The sequence below is a fragment of the Brassicibacter mesophilus genome (assembly GCF_050433385.1).
Taxonomy (GTDB): Bacteria; Bacillota; Clostridia; order Tissierellales; family Proteiniboraceae; genus Brassicibacter; species Brassicibacter mesophilus.
Genome location: NZ_JBNPXI010000012.1, coordinates 70,980 through 93,863, shown reverse-complemented (window position 1 = coordinate 93,863; position 22,884 = coordinate 70,980). Strand labels below are relative to the sequence as shown.

The 22,884-nt window shown below is 29.0% G+C and carries 20 protein-coding genes; 8 read left to right on the top strand and 12 right to left on the bottom strand.

Annotated features, from left to right (window positions below; all coding sequences use genetic code 11):
* Positions 1-357: 357 nt before the first annotated feature.
* The 3 genes from HNR33_RS13290 to HNR33_RS13280 all read right to left on the bottom strand — a co-directional run bounded on the left by HNR33_RS13290 (position 358) and on the right by HNR33_RS13280 (position 5,662).
* Complete coding sequence (locus HNR33_RS13290; protein WP_429084118.1) at positions 358-693, bottom strand: CPCC family cysteine-rich protein; 336 nt, start codon at positions 691-693, stop codon at positions 358-360.
* 110 nt (positions 694-803) lie between these two features.
* Positions 804-3,656 carry a YhgE/Pip domain-containing protein gene (locus HNR33_RS13285; protein ID WP_429084115.1) on the bottom strand — a complete coding sequence of 951 codons (2,853 nt, stop codon included), beginning with the start codon at positions 3,654-3,656 and terminating at the stop codon, positions 804-806.
* A 597-nt stretch (positions 3,657-4,253) separates the two neighbouring features.
* A protein-coding gene (locus tag HNR33_RS13280; protein WP_429084113.1) for an IS3 family transposase occupies positions 4,254-5,662 on the bottom strand; the annotation gives its coding sequence in 2 pieces (ribosomal slippage) (positions 4,254-5,185 and positions 5,185-5,662; 1,410 coding nt in all).
* 503 nt (positions 5,663-6,165) lie between these two features.
* Here HNR33_RS13280 and HNR33_RS13275 point away from each other — a divergent pair.
* On the top strand, positions 6,166-6,756 hold the full coding sequence (locus HNR33_RS13275) for a metal-dependent hydrolase (protein WP_429084111.1): 591 nt from the start codon (positions 6,166-6,168) through the stop codon (positions 6,754-6,756).
* 203 nt (positions 6,757-6,959) lie between these two features.
* Here the strand turns inward: HNR33_RS13275 and HNR33_RS13270 are convergent, their stop codons facing one another.
* Complete coding sequence (locus tag HNR33_RS13270; RefSeq protein ID WP_429084108.1) at positions 6,960-7,454, bottom strand: hypothetical protein; 495 nt, start codon at positions 7,452-7,454, stop codon at positions 6,960-6,962.
* A gap of 361 nt (positions 7,455-7,815) precedes the next feature.
* On the opposite strand from HNR33_RS13270, the gene HNR33_RS13265 reads away from it, so the two are divergent.
* On the top strand, positions 7,816-8,226 hold the full coding sequence (locus HNR33_RS13265) for a hypothetical protein (protein ID WP_429084105.1): 411 nt from the start codon (positions 7,816-7,818) through the stop codon (positions 8,224-8,226).
* 184 nt (positions 8,227-8,410) lie between these two features.
* On the opposite strand, the gene HNR33_RS13260 is transcribed toward HNR33_RS13265, so the two are convergent.
* A complete protein-coding gene (locus tag HNR33_RS13260) occupies positions 8,411-8,890 on the bottom strand; it encodes a DUF2691 family protein (RefSeq protein WP_429084102.1) in 480 nt (159 codons plus the stop codon).
* Positions 8,891-9,098: 208 nt separating this feature from the next.
* Positions 9,099-9,638 (bottom strand): hypothetical protein, encoded by a 540-nt coding sequence (locus HNR33_RS13255; protein WP_429084100.1) that lies wholly within the window; start codon positions 9,636-9,638, stop codon positions 9,099-9,101.
* A 1,028-nt stretch (positions 9,639-10,666) separates the two neighbouring features.
* On the opposite strand from HNR33_RS13255, the gene HNR33_RS13250 reads away from it, so the two are divergent.
* Entirely contained in the window at positions 10,667-11,065 is a 399-nt protein-coding gene (locus HNR33_RS13250) for a hypothetical protein (RefSeq protein WP_429084097.1), read from the top strand.
* 297 nt (positions 11,066-11,362) lie between these two features.
* On the opposite strand, the gene HNR33_RS13245 is transcribed toward HNR33_RS13250, so the two are convergent.
* The 3 genes from HNR33_RS13245 to HNR33_RS13235 all read right to left on the bottom strand — a co-directional run bounded on the left by HNR33_RS13245 (position 11,363) and on the right by HNR33_RS13235 (position 13,760).
* Positions 11,363-11,488 (bottom strand): hypothetical protein, encoded by a 126-nt coding sequence (locus HNR33_RS13245; RefSeq protein ID WP_429084094.1) that lies wholly within the window; start codon positions 11,486-11,488, stop codon positions 11,363-11,365.
* Positions 11,489-11,818: 330 nt separating this feature from the next.
* Positions 11,819-12,436, bottom strand: coding sequence for a TetR/AcrR family transcriptional regulator (locus HNR33_RS13240; RefSeq protein WP_429084092.1), 618 nt, complete (start codon positions 12,434-12,436; stop codon positions 11,819-11,821).
* A gap of 112 nt (positions 12,437-12,548) precedes the next feature.
* Positions 12,549-13,760 (bottom strand): alpha/beta hydrolase, encoded by a 1,212-nt coding sequence (locus HNR33_RS13235; RefSeq protein WP_429084089.1) that lies wholly within the window; start codon positions 13,758-13,760, stop codon positions 12,549-12,551.
* A gap of 193 nt (positions 13,761-13,953) precedes the next feature.
* Between HNR33_RS13235 and HNR33_RS13230 the strand changes: the two genes are divergently transcribed.
* Positions 13,954-14,094 carry a hypothetical protein gene (locus HNR33_RS13230; RefSeq protein ID WP_429084087.1) on the top strand — a complete coding sequence of 47 codons (141 nt, stop codon included), beginning with the start codon at positions 13,954-13,956 and terminating at the stop codon, positions 14,092-14,094.
* Positions 14,095-15,037: 943 nt separating this feature from the next.
* Here the strand turns inward: HNR33_RS13230 and HNR33_RS13225 are convergent.
* Entirely contained in the window at positions 15,038-16,009 is a 972-nt protein-coding gene (locus tag HNR33_RS13225; protein ID WP_429084084.1) for a helix-turn-helix transcriptional regulator, read from the bottom strand.
* A 221-nt stretch (positions 16,010-16,230) separates the two neighbouring features.
* Between HNR33_RS13225 and HNR33_RS13220 the strand changes: the two genes are divergently transcribed.
* From HNR33_RS13220 to HNR33_RS13210, 3 genes are all read left to right on the top strand, one after another.
* A complete protein-coding gene (locus HNR33_RS13220) occupies positions 16,231-17,310 on the top strand; it encodes a phosphotransferase (RefSeq protein ID WP_429084082.1) in 1,080 nt (359 codons plus the stop codon).
* A gap of 771 nt (positions 17,311-18,081) precedes the next feature.
* Complete coding sequence (locus HNR33_RS13215; protein ID WP_429084079.1) at positions 18,082-18,669, top strand: TetR/AcrR family transcriptional regulator; 588 nt, start codon at positions 18,082-18,084, stop codon at positions 18,667-18,669.
* Between the two features lie 32 nt (positions 18,670-18,701).
* Positions 18,702-19,469, top strand: coding sequence for an SGNH/GDSL hydrolase family protein (locus tag HNR33_RS13210; protein ID WP_429084076.1), 768 nt, complete (start codon positions 18,702-18,704; stop codon positions 19,467-19,469).
* 123 nt (positions 19,470-19,592) lie between these two features.
* Here HNR33_RS13210 and HNR33_RS13205 read toward each other — a convergent pair whose 3' ends face one another.
* Positions 19,593-20,123 (bottom strand): hypothetical protein, encoded by a 531-nt coding sequence (locus tag HNR33_RS13205; RefSeq protein WP_429084073.1) that lies wholly within the window; start codon positions 20,121-20,123, stop codon positions 19,593-19,595.
* A 60-nt stretch (positions 20,124-20,183) separates the two neighbouring features.
* Positions 20,184-20,765 carry a GNAT family N-acetyltransferase gene (locus HNR33_RS13200; protein WP_429084070.1) on the bottom strand — a complete coding sequence of 194 codons (582 nt, stop codon included), beginning with the start codon at positions 20,763-20,765 and terminating at the stop codon, positions 20,184-20,186.
* A gap of 916 nt (positions 20,766-21,681) precedes the next feature.
* On the opposite strand from HNR33_RS13200, the gene HNR33_RS13195 reads away from it, so the two are divergent.
* Positions 21,682-22,737: a MerR family transcriptional regulator gene (locus HNR33_RS13195; protein ID WP_429084067.1), complete on the top strand. Its 1,056-nt coding sequence runs from the start codon at positions 21,682-21,684 to the stop codon at positions 22,735-22,737.
* Positions 22,738-22,884: the final 147 nt, after the last annotated feature.

The following is a 22,884-nucleotide window of genomic DNA, read 5'->3' as shown; positions in this document are numbered from 1 at the left end:
ATAATAAAAGTTCATGTAATGTCGTTAGATAATACTTGATTTTTCCAAATTCCATCAAATACAAAAGGGATTAGCTTTCTTCTAGCATTTTGGATAAGGATATGGCTATAGATGGCAAGCTTCATAGATGAAGAATTTGCTTTAGTAGTTACTATATGAGTGCTACCTGCTGAGTATCTTAGTGTAGAAATAGATAAGTTGATTATATTTCTAATTGGAGCATATTCACCAAAGAATGTTATAGCTTTTTTAATGACAATGAAAGACCCTATTTAAGGATAATATTGCTACTTAAGTTTTTTAATGGAGCTTTAATATTAAAGCTCCATTATGTCGTATTTCATGAAGATTGTTACATTATTTTGTTGGATATTCACTCTCTATAGGCTGTCGGCAATGTTTTTTAAGATGCGGCAGTACCGCTCCAAATTTTTTTAAGTTTTGTTTTGCTTTAACTAAAGTTAGTCCATGATTTTGGTCACTTTCTTCATTTTCGCTTGAAATGAAAGTATCTATCTCCCAAAAACATATAGGACATATATAAGCAAGTGCATCGCCATTATTAGGTATCGTGAGGTACCCACAGCAGGGACATGATGTTTTTTTTGTTGCATCAAGTTCTATTTTACTTTCGATATTTGCTGTTTTGCCACAGTTTATTTCCGGCGAAAACATTTTATTTATATCCTTCATATTATTCACCCTTAAACAATATCAATAATTTTATCATACATTTAATCAATTTCTGTCATCGCTCTAACCAATATAGTTGATATCCTTTTGTTGTGGTCATGCTTCTTATGTTATTCAGTAATTCCTGATTCCTCAAGTTTATGCGTTATTTTTTCTATATGCTTATGATTTACACTTACAAATAAAATTCCAACTATTAAAAATACAATAAAATAAGAAAATAATATAAGAATATCTTTTTTAAGTGAAGTATAAAGAACTCCAAATACAGCTTCTCTTAAAGCACCAATCCCATAAGTAAAAGGAAGCCATGCATAAAGCTTTTGAAAAAATGGTGGAGTCATTTGTATTGGGAAAGTTCCACCAGATCCAGCAACTTGTAGCACTAAAAGCACAACTCCCATTGCTTTTCCTACATTTCCGAAAAGAGAAATTAAAGTATATATTATTGTACAAAACACTAAACTTAAAAACATACTCAAAACTACTAATAAAACTGGTTCGACTGCAGTAACTTTTAATAAAAATAAATCACCTAATGATACAATCAAACCTTGAAGAACCGCTAAGATGGCAAATAAAGGATATTTGCCCAAATAATTTTGTAGCGGAGTAGGTTTGAAATCTACATTTTTGCTTTTAGTTGACAATAATGAAGATAAAACCAAAACTCCAACCCAAAGAGATAATACAGTATAAAAAGGTGTCATGCTACATCCATAATAATCTGTAGAATATAGTGAATGCGAGTTCAAGTCAACGGGATATGCTATAAAATCAGAAATTGCATTTTCGTTAAATTGATATTTATTTATAAATTTTTGGATATTAATTTTTTCATTAAAATTTTCAATTTTGGTGCTAATACGAATTAAATCCTCTTGTAGTTCTGGTAATTTTTGGCTTAATTTAATCATATCGTCAGCAGTAGCTTGGCCACTATGAGCTAATTTGTTTGAAAAATCCTTCATTAGTGATGTTTTCTCAGTAATACTTACAAGCAATATATTAACATCTGATGAAAAATTAGAGGCACTAGATAAATATCTTTTTACAGTAGCAGTTAAATCAGTATTCAATTTTATAATTAAAGTATCTAGATTACTAATAATATTTGAATTCAAATTATGCATATTATCTAATGATTTTTCAACGTCATTATTCTTAATGTCATTTGATAAATCGCTTAATTGGTTAGATACATCTTCTAATCTGTTTAAAGAAATATTCGTAATTTCATTAACTAGAGGTATCAGTGCATTTTTTTCATTTGCTATTAATCTATCAATTTTGTTAAGATTTTTTCTGCTCTTACTTATATCTTTTTCTAAAGCATGTGTATAATACTCAAAAGAAGATATGGATTTGTTAACATCATTATTAATAGAAGTAGCTGTACTATCTATGCTATCAATTGTGGATATAGCTGAATCAACTTGAGTACTTGATGTTTCTAATATAGCATTTAAGGCAGAAAATCCAGTTTTATATTTTTCCAATTTTTGATGGTCAGATTTTAAATTTGACAGTGATTCTTCAAATAAGTAATTGGCATTTAAATTTTTAATATTTTCTTCTATAGAATTTAAAGTTTTTAGAAGAGGTGATTTATTAAATGTAATCTCATTTTTTAAACTTTGAACATCTATTAAAATATCATCAGATATTTTAGCAGCTCTCTCAGTAGTTTCAGCTTTGTCTTCAAGTTCTACAAATAAATCAGAAAGACTGTTTGATATAGCCTGTATATAATTATACTCAGCATTATTAGTTTTATAATTATCTTGTAATAAGTTATCTAACTTTAAAAGGTTAGGCTTAATTTTAGAATTTAATTCATGAATAGATTTAGTTAGTTTATTTACAACATCATTATTTAAATCATGAGCTGACATTTTTTCTAATAAAGTTTCTAGTTCAGTTAATTGGTTTTCTATTATTTTAACTAAGCCTTCTATTTCAGGAGATATATCTTTATCGAACTGTTTAAGACTTCTTTGAATAGAGCGCATATCTTTAATAATTGTTTTTAAATCAACAGAACTTTCATTGAGAGTATCTACAATATTAGGTTTATCTAATACAATTTTTTCTTTAAATTTCACAGTATTATTATCTAAGTCTTCAAGACAGGTTTTTGTTAAGTTAAGAGTTTCAACAAGATCTCTTGAAATTTCATCTGCATTATTATTAATAGCGTCAATATCTGTTTTGAAATCATTAGTAAAAGAAACTAAATCTTTTAAAACATTATCTACAAAATCGATGTCTTTAGAAGAAAGAGAAACAAGTTGTGAACCACTGTCAACTGTTTCAGCATTATCATTTAAACGTTGAATCATAACAGGAATATTTTCAGTTAAATTATCTAAATGTTCTTTGTATGAATTAAGTATTGGAGACACATCTTGTGTTTTTATACCAACATCCTTTAACATCGCAAAAATTTGGTCAGTAACTGATTCAACGAAAGCAGTGCTAATTTTATTCTGAAGAGTTGAAGCTCCTTTATCGGTAATTTTAGGAGAAATAGCATTTATTTTTTCGTTAACATAATATTCTAGTGACGGTTTCATTGGATTATCATCAATAATCGTACTCATTTTTTGAGAAAAATCCTTTGGAATTATTATACTAGCGTAAACTTCTCCAGTTCTAGCAAGACCTATAGCTTTATCAGGATCATCTACAAATGTCCACCCTAACGTATGGTTTTCTTTTAAGTTCTCTACAAGATCTTTACCAATATTAATATCACGGTCTTTCATTTTCCCTCCTAAATCATTGTTGCACACAACAACTGTAATGCCACCAGTATTTCCATAAGGATCCCAAGAAGCGTATATGTTAAACCATGCATAAAGAGATGGTAAAACTAATAATCCGCATACTATAATTAAAGCAATTTTGTTTTTTAAAATATTTTTAATATCACTAGTAAAAATTTTTAAGGTTTTTTTCATATGTTGTCCTCCATTCTATTGCTTAATATACGTTAACCATTGATATAAAATTTAATTGTATATTCTTAAAGTGAATATGTCAAATCATGCGTGAATCTGTAGTTAATACAGAGATTTAGCACTTGAAAAAATTGATGACTATCTGTTAATCAATAGAAAATCTTCATTTTTCTATGCCCATCTGAGTTACAAAAAAAGGACAGACTTATCCTATTAATGTTCAAAAATCATAGTTGTTGATGTAAATAAAAATGAAACAGAAAATTATATTGATAAAAATAAGGTTGATTTAGAAATGAAAGAAGGGTATAATTTAAAACATGCAAACATATGTTCTTGTTACTGATATCAAAACGAAGGAGGATACCAAAATTGAGCTTATTAAAAGAAAAAATCATACAAGAATTAATAAAAAATAAAATTTGTTTAGATGAAAAAGAATTTGCTAAGATGTATTTTATTTGTTAAAAAATATTAGAAGATAGTAGGTACATAATAATTTAGAAGTAAAACAAAAAAATAGACCACTTATCTGATGTGACCCCAATAAGTTAGACTTTATAGCGAAGTAGTTTTTACTGCTTCGCTATTTCTTTATTATACAGCCTGGCTGAGCCGATATTCGACCGGACTCATCCAAGAGAGTTTTTGCTTGATTCTTTGATTATTATAATAATCTATGTATTTTTCTATTGCATCTTTTAATTCATCGTAACTGTAATATACATGTCCATAGTACATTTCTTGCTTCATGATGCCAAAAAAGTTCTCCATTATAGAGTTATCATAGCAATTGCCTTTGCGAGACATGCTTTGGAAAATTCGGTTTGTTTTCAATGTATGTATATATGCCTTCATCTGATATGCCCATCCTTGATCAGAATGAAAAGTTCTTCTATAGTGGCAATCAGATGTAATTTCAATTGCCTGGTTTAATGCTGTCATTACATTTTCAGCAGATGGTCTCATAGAGATTCCATAACTAAGTATTTCTGAATTATACATATCCATAAACGGATCCAAATAAAGCTTATGAATTGTCATTCTTCCTTTATCATCTACCTTATAATACTTAAATTCAGTTGTATCCGTCGTTATTTTCTGATGCGGAATGCTTGTCTGAAAGCGGCGGTGAATTCTGTTAGGCGTAACCTTACCGACTTTACCTCTATAAGAACTGTATTTACGGCTTTTTCTTGTAAATGATGTCACTTGAAGTCCAAGATCCTGAATGATTCGTTGTACTTTCTTATGGTTGATGACAATACCTCTCTTTCTAAGTTCACCATATATCCTGCGATAGCCCCAGTCCTTATTTTTCTTACGGATTTCTTTAATGGTGTTTTCTAATTCTAAATTAGGATTTTCTCTATCAAAACACTTTTGCCAATACATGTATGTAGCTTTGGGAAATCCAGAGAATGAGAGAATGTCCTTTAGTTTGAATTCTCTTCGGAGGCTGTGGATGACTCTTGCTGTTCTCTCAGACGAGCTTCGTCCTCTAAACGCAACCTCCTCAACTCTTTTAAATAAGCATTCTCTATTCGAAGTTTCAAATTTTCTTCTTCTAATTGTTTTAAATACTCTTGGTTACTATCGGTCTGAACCGTTGTATCGTATGTAACTTTCTTTGGTTTATTCACTTTTGGTCGCCGTCCTTTACGCTTTGCTCTTAAAGCATCAGGACCAGCAATTCGATAATCATTTACCCATTTAGTGATCAAAGGATAATTTGTAATACCTACTGATAGAGCTAATTCCTGATACGAAATTTCAGTTGTTAAATATAACTCTACCACATGAAGCTTAAATTCGAAACTGTATAATTCTTTTTTTCGAGAACGCATTAACCCTTCATCACCATGCTCTTTGTAAACTTTAATCCATTGCTTAACATTGCTTGGAGCAGGAACTGCATATTTGTTTGCTAAATATACAGCCCCTCCTTTACCATCCAGATAGTCTTGAACGACTTGCCGCTTAAACTCAAAACTATATTTTGCCATGAAAAAACTGACCTCCCAATCGTTAGATTTTTAGGTCTAACTTTTGGGGGTCAGTTCAATCTAAGGTCTATTTTAGTTTTTTGCAAAATTTAGTGACTTTCTAAAGAGATCCAAGTACTTTTTTATTTCGTTTTTGTTAAATTCTTGGTTTTCTTTCATTTATACTGAAGCAATAAGTATTTGTATAAATTTATCTGCAGTTTTGTTAGCTTCATTATTCATAACAATAGGGAAATTAGCAGTGTCACAGATATAGAGTAGTCATATATGATTATTTGTGACACAGAAAGATGTGAAAATGACTTTTCATTAGCAAATTCTAGTGATACTGCCTTTGAACTTATGTCAGTAGAGTGTGCTCCTTTTAATTTTTTAAAGAAAAAATTCAGATAAACGAAAATTTATGCATATACACGTAAAAATCAAGGGGATATAAGTATAGGACATAAAATTAAATGCTTTAGAATGGACTCAAGAGTGCGACTTTTTAGGAGGTATTTCAATTGACAGGCAAAACACATATCATAGTAGGAATTGCAGCAGGATTAACGTTAGCAACAGGATGTTCATTAGAAAGTGGGTTAATTTTAACGGCAGCTTCAGCTGTTGGATCACTAATACCAGACCTAGATCATCCAAGAAGTAAAATAAACCAGCGAGTTCTTTTGTTTAAAAATAAGCTGTTTAAAGTGATCACCTACTCGTGTATGGGCGCAGGGTTAATATATTTAGGGAATTCGTTTGAACCATCGATAAACAAAATATTAAGACTTTTAGGTATTACATTAATTCTTGTAGGCATATCACGTCATAGGGGATTTACACATAGCCTTTTAGGACTAACTATATTTTCAACAATAGTATATATTGGAACATCAGAATTTAACCTACACGAGGCTCACATAGGCTTTATAATAGGGTATGTTTCACACCTTGCTTTAGATATTATAACTACACAAGGAATAGATTTGCTTTTTCCGTCAAAGAAAAACATAAGATTACCACTAGGCATAAGAACAAATGGAACAATAGAGCAGCTTATTTTGGCTACTTCAGGTATTTATTTAGGATATGTTTTACTGCAGTATATATAAAAAAGAATTTGAGACCGAAGGTTATAGAAATTGCCTTCGGTTTTTTTGAAACTATCATAAAATATCATCAAAATAAATGATAAAATGTTTTTTTATATTTATTCTTATAAATAAACTAAATACAATATAAATTATTTTACGATGCTTTTGTATTTACTATTCTAAATAGAAATATAAAAATTTAAAATATGTTTTTTGTGATTTTAGTTTATAATCTTATAAGCTCCTGTTTTAGGGTCAAACAAGTAATTTATTTCTCTATACCCTTCTCTAAAAAATAATTGATAATGATATTTTATAAAGTACTGACTTTTTCTTTTAATTGGTGCATTCCATGTTTTTATATATTTAATATTAACATTCGATATTTTGCTTGAATCCATTATTATTTTATTGATTGCTTTCTCATGTGTATATGGTGGTAGCGATAATAAAAATATACCTAATATTATCAATATTAATACACTGTCAAAGATAGTATTCATCCTATTCTTTTTTCTTTTATATATTAAATCTTTACCATTTGATAGCGCACCAAGAAGACACAATATGACAAATATATGAGTGCTGATAATTCCATTATAAACCTTATTATTTGTTATATTAATTATCAATAGTATAATTATATAGACTATAATAATAATCATGCGACTTTTGTAAATGTCAGCTAAACTATGTTTATTGTTAAGCTTATCCATATTTTTATCACCTTACTCTAGAATTATGTTCTTTTGACTTATTTCATAAATATTTGAAAGTTTGTTACAGTTAAGTTAAATTATCAGATTTTTTACCTCAACCCACAGTAAAAATTAAAACTATATTTACTGTGGGTTGAGATATACTACATAAATTATTATTTTAGTTAATAATTAGATATTCCATGTGTTATTTCGTAATATGCGTAGTCAACGAAGTGATAGCCTTTGGTAAAATAAGTGGTGTGAAAAGTGACAATAATGTAAAAAAAGATAGAACTAAACATAGAAATATTTTCTATTATTCTTTATTATTGTAAAACATAGTATGATATATATATAAAATAATGGAGGATTATATATGAAGAATAAAATTCTGTTTAGCTTTGGGGCTATTATATTAATAGCTGTTGTACTTTATATTTCGAGTAATAAAAACAACAAAGATGCTGAAATAATGTGGAGTTCAGATAATTATGACTATACCTTAAAAATTTTTAAAATATATAATCAGGAAACAATACAACAAGTTAAACAAATATTAAATAACGCTGAAAGATTGGAAGATGAACCTATTTTTGATATCGAACCAAATTATCAGTTTTGGATTAGTAAGGAACCCCCTAGCGATAGAACTATAAGCTGTGACCTATGGTTTACATCTAATAAAACTGTTATCTTTGACCTTAATAAAGGAGAATATTTTACTATTCGGTATGAAGAAGCTCAAACCTTAAAAAATATCTTAGAAAGTATGAAAAAAGAAAATTGATTTTTAAATATCATTGGTACAGTAACCTATATCTATATCAATATAATATTATGCTGGAACAAATCCAGACATATATACTCGCTATAAGGTACTATCTGTAATCTAATGTTTTGACTATCTTTCAACGATGTACATGTTCCTCGTAGACTATTGAGAATAGTGCTTTAGGTGAAGTTTTAATAACCTACCATACATTTAATCTAGTTCTTCCATCATTTTCATCAATATATGTAATATTTTCAAAGTTATTATTAATTGCGTTTTGATAAATAATTTCTAGATAATTCTTATTTTTACAATACACATCATAATAAATATTATCTACTATTAGTAATACAATTTCACAATCACTTCGTAAAAACTCTTCGTAAGTATTTACTATAGAAATTTGAGAGTGTTGTGGAAATGCTTTAAACTCTCCAAATATTGCATAGTATATATGATTAAATATATGTGACTTAAACTCTATTCCAGATAGTACTAAACTACCAATCCTATCGCTGTTAAACAAATTGTCATCTATCATTTCATCATCTATTACTTTATAAATTTCGTCTGAGTCAATATGCCAATGATATTTGATAATATCAATGTCTTTTAATACTTTCCATATAAAATCACCATATGCATTAGGAACAAAAAATCTTACTCCTCTTTTTTTCATAATCACAATTACTCCTTGTTGTATTTGATGTTAAATCAATTAATCCGATTGAATAATTGATATTTAGATTTTAGTACAATGCCTCTCGGATTAGTAATGTCTATGAACTTGATATGAAAAGATTTCTTCCTTATGTTGTGGTTAGTGCATAAATAAGAGATATCTGATATTCCATTGTCATAGGATGCCATTCATCACTAAAGAATATTTAATTAAATAGCTCAAAAATCTCTTTTGAAAGTTTTTCATCAGATCCATCAACAATTTTAAAGTAGTATTGCTTGTCATATCTATTTTCTTTTAGTTCACTAACATTCAAATCAATATAAGTGTTTCCACTAGTTAACTCTACATTTATTGCTTTATTAATTGTTTTTATATAAATTTTATATGTAATACTGCTAGTCGTACTTGGATAACTTACCCATTGTCCTAAATTATAAAGTATTTCGTTTTGAAAGTCTCTTTTTAGGCTAATTTCATTAATATCGCTAATGAAACTCTTTATTTCTTTATCATTTTTTATATTAAACTCCTTTGATGCATAAGTATTTTCATATGTTATAACACTAATATCATTTTGAATAATTTTTACTTCTCTAATCTCATCAATGTCTATATTAATAAAATCATTGATTGTATGTCTTATGACAAATTGATTTAATATAAGAAAAACAATAATGCTAAGTAATATAAACATTGCAAATAATTTAAAATATCTTTTTGAAATAATTAATGTTTTTCTCATAAATCCCCCTTTAGTTTATCTAATTATTTGGTTACAGAATGCTACAAGCATTTATTTAAGTAATCTTACAAAATAAAATTCACAAAATTTCTCCACAAATACATTATAATAATCGCAAGAATCTAAGGATCTGTGGATAAGTTCAACTTTTGAATTTCAGACATTGATAATGACGGGAGTTTGACTTAGTTTGAATAAATCACGGCATTAGTGTCGTGAAAATCTTTCTATATCTGTAACAATTATATATTTTATCACAAAATAAGGTGATGTGTTTTAATATGTTTTTTCATAGGGTGCATGTGGAGTGTTGTTCACTACTAACTAGGAAGTAATAGTGGATGTGATGTCTAAATTTTTAGACCTTGTGAATACAGGGTTAAGAGAATTTTTAAATAAGCAAAGCTGATAGGAATTTAATTAATCTTGTTAGCTTTTTTTGTATGGAAAAATAGAATTGATATTATCTACATAACAAGATTTTATTGTAAAACAATTGGTAAAATGAATTGTGCCATATATTTATATTATATGATATTGGTGTGTTAAAGATATATTAGAAGGAGGTCTTATCCATTAAGTAAATTAACTGTTGACAAAAAAAATTATATATATTAAAATATGACTAACGGTCACATGACTGTTAGTCATATGAGAAAGTGAAGGTAATATCCAAAGCAAACATTTTTTGATTTCGACAAGAAAAGATAGGAAAAAATATTTGTTATTTTGGTATAGATTTGAATTTCTAAGATTTATCAATATATAGGATTAAGTAAAAGCTTTTATATAATTATTCTAAGGCATTAAAAAAAGTGATTTTAGGATTGATGATACCAGAAAGTAATACTTTGTTTAAAAAAGTTTTAGCATTTATTATATGGCGAAAGGAGAGTTGAAGAAAAAATTAAAATAAACCTTGTAGTTGAGTTGTGAAAAACTCTTACTATAAGCTTAAGGGACAAATATTTCAGGTGTAATGAAAAAGAAATATTAAATTACTTTAAATGAAAAGGTAGGAATTAATTATGAATTATTTCGGCATAATTTGTTTTGTATGGGCATTAATAGGAATCGGTTCAAGAATAATAATGGGAGTAATGGGTGAAAAGTGGAATAATTGGGAACTAAATAGTGCATATGCTTCAGAAAAACCTAAAATACTAAACGTAATTGGTGTAATAGGATATTTAATTGTAATTTTTACGTGGTATATGGTCATTATTTCAAGTATAGAGTATAGTTGGATAATTGCAGCATTAGTGTCAGTAACGGTAATAAAAATTAGTACAATATTATTTAACTATAAAGCCTTTAGGAGATTTGTATCTGATATGCTCAATAATGAGAAGAAAATGTTTCAACTTAACTTAGGTGTTGTAATTTATTCGATAATTTTAATTTTTATGGGAATATTTCTTTATTAGTACAAAATAAGGGTATCCTTACCATATGGTAAAGATACATTTTTAATCTAAACATATATTAAAATATTGATTTGCATTAACTATATGTTCTTTAATGAGAAAGCTAAGTTGCAGAGGGATAGGCGTATAAAAACTACTATTTTATATTGAGACTTAAAAATTATATTATATGAAAAAATTTAATATAGAACCATACATTATAATGCTTTTAATCATGAATTATAATAAATGGTGGTTCCTTTGCTTTACGAATTATTTTAATATCATTGGGATACAAGTTGTTGATGCTACCCTTTTTCAATCACTTGGAAAAGCCATGGTATAATTGATTCTATCACTAGTTATACTTCTTGTACTATTTCTATTTATTTTACCGCCTATATTCGAGAATAAGTTATCAGTAGTTTGGATATGATTTCCCATATTGGATAATTTAGCAACTATTGTTACTATTATTTTATTGAAAATGCAAATAAGAATTTTAGATAGAGAAGAAAATTGAAAAGCAATTATGAGATTTAATCAGTTACTAATGCTTTATTTGAAAAAAATAATACTACTTATCACTTATCTATGAAATAAAGGACTAGCTTAAATACGTTAAGCTAGCCTTTTAATGGCTTTATCGATGTCTTATAGATAATTTTGTAATTTTGTTTGATAATCTATTACCAATTAAATAGTACTGTTATTGTTTTGACATGTGTTTTGCTAGAAAGTTGATACTGATACGTGTGAAAGTGGTAGAGCATGTTAAAAGGAGTCACGTTTAACACTTTTATCAATCTCTGTCTGTAGCCAATTTAATAATAAGTTAAAGCTAGATCTAGCTATTTCTTTATTTTTATGAGTATAGTAATCACGAAAGACTCCGTTTGAAAAACTGTGAAAGGCATTGCCTATATCAGTTGCTCTTTCAATTGATACTCCTAGATTTTTAAGTAGTTGTACGATATAGTCTCTACTTATATAATATATATTTTTATATCTCTCTTTCATAGAACTAGTAGCATTAGGAGATTCTGCAATTAATGTTAATTGAATCCACAATTTTTTACTTTCAATATCATATACTTTATTCTGTAAGTCACAAATTAATTTTCGTATTGTTTCAACTGGATTTTCCATTAAATTCGCTGACCAAGTATTTTCTAAATGTGTAATATAGGTTTTAGCTGAATACTCCAACAACTCATCAAGCAGACCATCCCTATTATCGAAATAACGAACCAAAGTCATAGGTGATACATTTGCGGCTTTGGCTGCACCTCTAAAACTAAATTCTAATAGACCAACGTCTTCTAAATAAAATGATATGCTTTTTAGCAACTCTAAACGTCTTTCATTCTCACCATATTTATTGTTTTCCAAATATTTTCCTCCAATCAATTATTCTACTGATTTGAAAATTCCATTTATTTGAGCTAGTAAAACTAAGTTAATCTAACTTACCACTTACGGCTTATAATTTCAAAATTCATTATTACTTAGTAACCTTCTCCATTCTTTCATCTATTGATTTTAATTTTTCTATATATTTAATACCAGTAAAATTTAATTCCTTTAAATTAATATCTCTATTATCTAATAGATATTTACTAAAAAATGCAGCATGAAAATCAGTAATAATTTTTCTAAATTCATATTTTTCTCTAAATCCAATCATATTACCATTAAGAATAGCTTGCCTAGAAGCAAAGCATACATCACAAAATCCCCAATGTGCTGTTTTATCAATAAGAACCAAGTAGGAGTCTTTCGAGTTATAAATGAAAGTAGTTCTGCATAAATTTCGAATTATTTTCGAAGCAAGAACCATGAATGGTGTATTAATATCTTTAAGCATATAGTCTCCCCAAGTTCCACCATCTATATTAATGCCGCAAATAAATCTTCGATCATCATAGCATACTTGGGCAGATGTAGCAGCACCTACTGAGTGACCAGTAATCCCAAAGCCTGGATCTAATTGTAATTTATCCTTAAATATAGTATCAATTTTCCCATTATTGATATCTTCCAATTGATCTGCGATAAAAATAGTGTCAGCAGCCCATATTTTAGTGCTTCTAGATAATTCAAAACCAATTTTTCCAAAAAGAGCTGTAGCTAACTCCATAGATTTTTCATCTGAGCACCATTTTTTCCTATTAACTAGCTCCTTAAATATTATTTTTTTGTATTCTTTATTGGTAGAGCTGTTGAACCTTTTAATATTGCTTTTGTGTGCTTTTACAATTCTTCCATCCCTATATTTAATACCTGATGATTCATAAGGATGACCAACAGAAATAACTATATATCCAAGACTTGCAAGATCAGAACATAAAATTGTACTTTGCATCTCGTAGGCAAAATAGCCATGATTGAAGAAGATAATAGGAAATTTGTCTTGCTTTTTTGAAACAGAAATATTTTCATATACTCTAGTTTTTAGCTTTGCCATATTCTTTGACCAGAAACCATGGGTTAATTTATGAATGACTTCTAAAGCTTCTGGAAAAGCATAGGGTGCTGTATTTTTGCCTTCAGTACTATCCGATGGATAAAAAATTGTTACTGGTATCTCTCTATATGCTTTTGTTTCTTCGAATGGAAAAACTTGTTTTCTAGCTTGGTCTATAAAGTCCATATGTGTTATTCCAACTGTGTATGTACCTACTGGTTTTGGTAGTTCTTTAAGATTTCCAAACATAAGAAGAACCTCCTTTAAAATTAATGTTAACATTGTTACCGTAACAATGTTAACATTAATTTTAAATTTTGTCAATAAATCTTTTACTGGTATGAATGTTGCTTAATAAATATTGGAATACCCTATGTGTTAAGATAGCTGTTGTAAAGAGTAAACAGTATATAATGATATTACTTAAGGAGGGTAATAATCTATGAAATTTACTAAATTATTAAGACTTACTACAGTAACATTAGCAATTTTATTTATTAATACAATTTATGAGAAAGATTTAGACCTAAAGAATATATCAAATCAGTCAATTATAGAAGCATCAAATATTATACCATTGTAATTTAAAGACGTTGTTATAGAAAACATAAACGAAAACAAAATTCAGATGGTGGATAGATGTGGATTTTTAAAGTGATAAGGGAATTAAAATTGCAATAAGAGTATTATCAGAGAGCCTTAAGGGTGGTGCTTATACAACATTTTTAAACGGACAAGTCAAAAGACTTGATGATATACGGATATGATAAATCAGTTATTCATTAAAATGTTCCAGAAGCTTTCCTCATAATAATGAAAGAGTTATTGAGTTAAATTTGAGGAATATTGGTAAATGTAAGGTTATTTTGTTATAGTCAGAAAGGATGATACAATAGGATAAATACACACTTGTAAAATATTAAATATAGAAAGAAAAGAAGGAGGCCATTTATGATTAGTCTTGTTACCGAAAAACATTTCAATGCATGATTAAAATTAGATATAGAAGATGTTGAATCATTATTTGGGGAAACGATAGGATGTGAAGATTTTAAAAATGAAATAGCTTGATTAGTGGTTAAAAAAATGTCGCGAAAAAGTATATGGTTATCAATTATTAAAAGTTGCGATTGATTGTTTAGATAACGAAAAAACTATATTTGTACAGACTTTTTCTTCTAATGTGAAAGATGGTGGGAGAAATCCTGCTGGTATTGGCACAATAATAATGAAGTTTGAGAAAAATATTAATTAGTACAGAAATACATAAAAGATTTACTAGCACCATCACATGTGGAGTGTATATTATTGCTGGTAAGAAATATGTAGCCTTGCAATAAAGTAAATTCTTGCTTAGATGTATATTCATGCAATTAAACCTATAGCTCTTGTAGCTGTAGGTTTTTTTAGGGAAAAAAGTAAACTGATGTTTGGAGAAGTTTTTATTTATGGGGACCTCACAATTACATAAAAGATATAAATGCGTATAATGAGAAAGAACTTTGCGGAATAGTTAAACGATTTTATTAATTACCTAGATATATATTTATTATATCTTTGGCACTATTTATAACAAAATTTCTAAGTAGTTCAGGTGATAAAACTTCAATAGTATTTCCGTATTCAATAATTCTTTTACATGCATTATCATATGTATATAAATTTACCAAGATGATATCCTCCTTATTAAGTTGTGATTGTTCAATAATATCCATTTTAACTAATTCTTCTTTCGTAATTGATAATAGTCTTAAAGATACAGGATAAAAAGGGACTTCAGATAAAAGTTGTTTAAAATTTACTATCCATTTTTTCCAAAAAGATTCTAGCTGAAAATCACAGGGTATTGAAAATGTATCATCAAGTTTAAGTGCTTCTGATACTCTATTACACTTAAAAACCCTTAGAGCATTTTTACTCTCACAGAAAGCAACGAGATACCATTCTGAATTTTTTACAACAAGTCCATAGGGACGAATTATCCTTGTTTTCGTTTGGTGGGTTCCCATACTTGAATTTGTGTAAGTCAATTCTATTTTTTTTGATTGCATTAATGCTTTTCTTAGTGTATCAAGATGAGGTATGTTTATATTACTCTTCCACCAAGAATCTGGGTCAAAATGAAAGCGTTCTTTTGCTTTTTGAATATCCTCGGAATATTTTTGTGGAACCGTATTTTCTAATTTTAAAATTGCATTTTTGAGATTGATGTTTGCATTTGAATACTTAGTTGGATGCAAGCCCATGCCACTTAGATATAACGTTATCAATTCATCAACATTCATTGTTTTAATATTCAAAGTATAGCCATTCATTAATGAGTATCCACCGACAGGGCCAGCTATAGATGTAATAGGAACTCCACACTCACAAAGTATGTCTATATCTCTATGCACTGTTCGTTTAGATACTTCAAAAGCTTCAGCTAAATCTTTTGCTTTGATACATTCCCTTGACTCTAGTAATAAAAGAATACCTAATAATCTATGTATGCGCATATATATTTCTCCTATCAAAAATATTATATTTAATTCTATAATGTTGACATACACGTGTCAACATTCATCAATATAATTATTATTAGAGAGTGAAGTACGAATTAATACAACTATGAATGGAGGAATCGAGAGCATGAAACATGAACTAAAAATGACAGAGCTAGATTACTTAACCGAAGATTGGCCAGGCAAATCTAATACTAACTTACAATCTTGGGTTTTTGGGTAGAACAGTAAGAATATTTGAAGATGATGGAAAAACCAAAAGAATGGAAAAGGAAGTGATAATGATGTTTGAACGAAATAATATTAAGGAAGGTATACTTACAAGACCAAATGTAATGGAAATAAAAATAGAAACTATTAATAGGATTTTACTAGATGCAGGAATAGATAGTGAAGTTGTACGCCTTAGCAAACCTAATCCTTGGGTAATGCAATCGCAATATATACATATGTCAGATGGAAGACGTCTTTTATTAAAGGTAGGGATTGTTGATGAGTGGACAGATACTTCAACAGTATTAAATCAAGTAAAAGCAACTAGTGAAATTAGAGCTTCTGGAATACCTCAACCTAAAATTTTGTCCTATTCAGCCAATAAAAATGACTATGGGTTTAGATTTATCCTGTCGGAAAGTCAAAAAGGAAATTGTCTTTGTAATGAATATAAACAGGCTACTGAATCTGAGAGAAAAAGAATATATAGTGCATTAGGAAAAGCATATAGACTTATCCATAGTATTCAGAATGATTGGGCTGGTATTTGGGATGGGGACCCTAGTAAAAAGAAATACCCGATTCATCCAGCTGAGTTTTATAGAAGTGCTGAAATTTATAATGGTAGTAATAAATATCTTCTTGATAATAACATAATAAGTAAAGAACTTTATGAAAAGATTTGTTCTATTTGGGATGAAAATCTGCCTTATATGAAACAAAGGTCTAGTTCATTAGTCCATTTTAGCCCTTTTCCTTGGAGTATTTATGTTCTAAACGAGTGCAATAATTATTCAGTTGGAGGCCTTTCAGCACTTGGTGATTTTATGTGGTGGGATCCTATGATTGATATTGCTCATTTGCTTTATCCTCCTTTTACTAAAATTACTCAAGAAGAAAGAGATGCATTTATTACTAAATATAATATGCATTTAGAAGAACGTGCAATTAATCTTTACATCTTATTAAACAGAGTATGTGCTATGTCAGGATGCTATTTAGCTCCTGTGGATAGCAAAACTGCAAAAAATTGGATTAAAAAGGAAGTTGAAACTATAGAGCAAGTCTTAACTAAATTCTAATACGATACTTAGTTAATATAATGTAAAACAATTTAAAATTCAAAAGTTGTTCCTTATATACAGCACATCAAATCTTATCATAATAGACTTATGTCAACGGACTGGATTCTACAAGAGTCTATGTTGTCATGGAATATGTAGCAGAGCATCCTCCGGTTTCAGTAGAAATACAAAAAAATATTGATAAGATGGATTTTAAGATAGGAAAATAATGATATATATTCAGAATATTTTTATGTGTAAATTAGAACTTTGATAATATATACAGTATTTCAAACAGTAAAAAATATATTTATAATGGCTCTGTTCTAGCAAAGTATTGTTATTTTAAAATATAAATCCTCTATTGTTGCATAAAAGTATAATTTTATTAAGCAAAATATCACTCTTGATTATAGGGGTACATCTTTACACAAAACCGATATTAATGCGTTTTAGTATCATCACTCTATCAGAACACGTGTGGAAACGGTGGTAAACTTACAATACTCAAAGCCTTGATTTTATTGTTTTTTTAGTTATGTTGGCAAGTCTTAAGCATCACTAAAAATGAGCAAAATTACACCGATAAGAGCTTAAAAGTGATTTGAAAGTGAGATTTGCAATGTGCCTCGTATGCAAAAACACGTTAATAAGATGTAATTTTTTAATAACTTCAATTCCATCGTCAAAAAAAGTATAATATTCCTTTATATATTTTCAATATCAGTTTCCTTATTGACAATTTGTGAACAAAATAGTATGATGTTCATAAAATGTATGGAGGTTATTATGCCAAAGAAATTTTCCAGCGAAACAAAGACAGAACTTAAATACCAAATCATGAAAATAGCTAAATACTATTATTTATCGGATGGATTGCCAGGTGTTGAGATACGAAAGATTGCCAGCGAAGTCAATATTTCGACGGGAATGTTCTATAAATTATTTCCCTCCAAAGAAGACATGTTCAGTGAACTCCTTAAGTATGAACTAGCGACTGGAAGAGAAAATATTAATCAAGCTGTTATTGCTTATCGAGATCACCCTAAATGCGCTCTGAGAGAATATTGGTATCAGATCCAAAAAGAACTTTATGAAAATCCATTGCTTCAACGAGCTCGCGTCCAGGATGTAGCTTATCTAATGGCTATTCTTCAACAACACCATGAGAATGTCAATGTAAATGATTCAGCAGCATTTATTCAATCGCTGTGCGACTATTGGCTTAAGAACCAATTAGTACAAGACGAAGATATCTACATCATAATGGAATCCGTTCGCGCCATTTCAATGTTGTGGTTTCATCAAAAGGAAATCGGTGCCCACTATCAACTGATTGTTGACAGGTTACTTGATCAGGTGACAAGCAGTCTATAATTTTTTCTCAGTGAAAGGTGGAATGTTTAATAATGAAAGTATTAATTATCGGCGATAGTATTACCGAGGGAAAGCTTGGCATTAATTATGTAGACATGCTAAAAAGTAAAATGCCTGCCATGACCTTTGTCAACATGGGCCTTGGTGGAGACACGCTCTATGGCATAGGTAAAAGACTAATTGATGCACTAGATAAGGCCTCGTATGACATCATTGTCATTGAAGCAGGACACAATGATCTACTCATTCCCACAATGAAGACAATGAATAGATGTTACCAGTTTACAGCTGCTTGGCTAGAAAAAAGAGGAAGCTTACCTTTATCTGAAGTATCGAGTTTTGAACAGCTTTATAATGATATAGTTTCAAAGGTAAAACAATTGACAAATGCTAAGATTATTATTACTACGCTCAGCTGTTTAGGCGAAAACTTACAGACAGAGATCAACCAGAAAAGGAACTTATACAATGCTGCCGTTCAACGTGTAGCTAAGGAACACCAATGTGAGTTGGCAGATATATCTCAGGATTTTGAACGACACCTAGAAGACAGGGACATATCAAATTTCTTCCTTGGGCACTATCATGATGTTTTCATCTTTGATGCACCGAAAACTTCGACCGTTAAAGGGGCAAAACGGCTAAGCGATAAAAGGCTTCTATACTTGACAATCGACGGTATTCATATTAATAGCGAAGGAGCCATGATATATTCAAACTTAATAAGTGAAAAAATACAGAAAGTCGCAAAAGAGTCAACCCAAAATAAGAACGTCCACATAGTCACTAACGGGTGCTAATCATCTTAGCACCCGAATTTGTCATGAAATTGCACCACAAAATGTTATTCATTGTATCTTCTTTGTGAAATTATAATTCAAATTATCATTATATAATTATTGCTATATCTATAGTAATATATGTCAGTTAATATTTGAGATTTCTGTTATCGGAATCTCATTTCCATTTTGATTATAGATTTTTACCGTCACGTTTTCATCAATAATGGGGATTACGATAGCAAATGGTTTACCCGGTTCTATCGTATAGACGGTTCGCTGAGTAAGTCTGTTTTTTGACCCACATTCGATTCGACTCACATTTACATTATTCATAGAAATGAAAGCTATTGAGTTGTCATAATCAAAGGCTCTAACACCATCAGAAATGCTGCTGGTACTCCCGCCTGAACAGAAGAAATATCCAAATGAGAATCCTTTTCTGTTCAAATAAATAGAGTAAGTGAAATTATTTAGATGTTTGTCATAAAACAGCAATGCACCAACATTATCAGTCACAGATTTGGATACATGCCAACTATCATCTATTTTTTGAGATTCACGAACATTATGTTCAAGACCGTCTGCGGTTACTCCAATGATAGAGAATTTAAAGCAAACGAAAATTGCAAGTAGCAATAAAAATACAGCATAAATAATATAAACTTTTTTCATATCCTATCCTCGCAAAATATAAAGTTACTCCAAACAATATTAAAAAATTGATGTACTCAATTATTTGATTTGTTTTTTAAAATCGCTAAACACCCATTCATTCTTTAGTAACCTATATAATACTCTGTCTTTCATTTTTCCGTCATGCCATTCATTCATTTTGAACTCTGCTTCTTTAGTCATTCCACATTTTTGCATTACTCTCTCAGATCCTAGGTTATCTTTAATACATCCAGTTGATATTCGGAATACATCATTATCTTCAAAAGCAAATCGAATCACTTCTTTTACAGCTTCTGTAACATAACCCTTGTTCCAATGTCTTTGATATGTAAAGTATCCAAGATGAACAAGCTTTCCTACTGGTGTAAAGTCTGTAACTGTATATCCAATCTCACCTATATGTTCATTGGTAACTTTATTTTCAATTCTAAAAAAATACTTTGTTCTATTATTTGAACAAATATCTTCTATCGCATTAAGTAGATTTAATTTTGACTCTTCTAATGTGGTAGTTTTAATATCTTGAAGATAATACATTATATTCTCATCTGACAATAATGAGTGATGTGAGTTAAAATCTTCAATAGTATGGTCTCTTAATATTAATCGTTCAGTTTCTAAATTAATGAATTTGCTCATAGAAATTTCTCCTTTACTGTGTTTTAAATAGTGAGTATATGTTCTTACTGTATGAAACTAAGTCTAAATAATCATAGCTTCAAAAGAATGCCATGAAACGAGTGAGTTGATGTTTTATAACGTTCCGAGGCTTAGCAATGTCAGACTTTCTCAAGATTATTTCTTACTGGTGTCGATAAGCCTCTGTAAGAATTCTAGTAAATCATCATATAAGGGTGAGTTACCGTGTTCAGATAGAAAAATATTAACTGCAATTTCAGGGTTAAATTCAAGACCAGTCTCAATTGTTATTTCCTTAAAACATGGCGTAAATAAAGATGTAAGGTTATTGAATTCAGATTATTTACAACCTATACCGTGAAATTGATCGATCCCCTTTAAGCTAACTTGTTTGGCACATATCTATACAAACCAAGTCCACTTTCATAATTATCTCACCTCGAAAAATCAATTTTGACTAATTTTTAAATCTCTGACATTAATAGTGTCAGTAACTCTATTTTTCTGGAATAAAATACGAAATTAGTGTGGCGAATTTCTTCCTGTAGTCGCAATAATTATATATTGTATCACAAAATGGGATAATGTGGGTTAAATTGGTTATTAATTTTAAACACGTGCTAATTGCTAGATGATAACATATTTATTATTGCTTTCGTTTGGCAACATAAAACTTTTATACAAATTTCTATTTTACAAGTTGGACAAAAGTCTTTTATTGAGAAAAAAGAATTCAAAAAATAAAGCCTTTTAAAAAGCATATTAAGTCAAATGTACAACAGTCATCTTTTAATATCTCCTCATAAATGGCACTTTTATAAATCTTTATTATAAAAACATGTTGACCTTAGCCTTAGATGAAGGTTTATCCTTAATATATAGAATAATTTTAAATACTTTTAGGAGGAATGAATATATGTCTGAAAAATACTCAATTAATGAAATAGCACAAATCTTTAATATAACTACAAACAAATTAAGATTTTTTGAAAAGAAGGGATTGATAACGCCTTCAAGAGATAAAACAAATAACTATAGATACTATAGCAAGGAGGATATAGCGATAATACAAACAATACTTATGTATAGGGTATTAGATTTTTCAATAGAAGATATAAAGCAAATTATAGAAAAGAATCATAAGAACAATATATTAGACCATTTTTATAACCAATGGGAAGTACTTAATGATGAGATTCACAGGTTAAGATTACTCAAAAATTCAATTGAAGAAATAATGGATGCAATGTATGAATGCAACGATTTAAGCTATATAAATAAAATAATAGAATCCTCACAAAAAATTAATAAAGTAAGGGAAATAAAAGATAATTGGAAAGATAGATGGAACTTTGATGATTGGGCTAAGACTTATGATACATCAATTAGAAAAGATATAGGAAGTTTAAAGATATATAAGAACTATGAAGAAATATTAGAAACAGTATATAAAAAATCAGTAGAAAATATTAATAAAGATGCAAATAACATTAAAGTTCTTGATATAGGAGTAGGAACTGGAAATCTTTCAGGAAAGTATTTAAGTAAAGGATACAATATTATTGGTATAGACCAATCAAGAGAAATGCTGAATGTAGCAAAACAAAAGTTTCCTAACTTGAAAGTAAGATTAGGAGAATTTCTAAAAATACCATTTGACAATAAGGAATTTAATATTATAGTTTCAACCTATGCGTTTCATCATTTGAATGACGCAGAAAAAAGCCTTGCCATAAAAGAAATGATACGAGTATTAAAAGATAATGGTAAAATTGTTATTGGAGACCTTATGTTTGAAAATTATAGTCAAAAAGAAAAGCTAATGGGTGAATTTACTGATGAACAAAATAGAGAGATAGAGGACGAATATTATTCTGATATAGAAAAATTAGAAAAAGAGTTTAATAAATATGAAAAGAGATTAATTAAGTATAGAATTGACAACCTTAACTATGTAATAAGTATAGAATAATTATTTCATGATCCTTATACCTTGTATTAGCAATATGTAAAGTCCTGCAACTTTCTAGAAGTATTTATTACTATGAATCAAAAGTCGATTTATAGTTGAATAAATAAATTCTAAAGTCATTGAAATACTCAAAGCAAGTAGAAATAA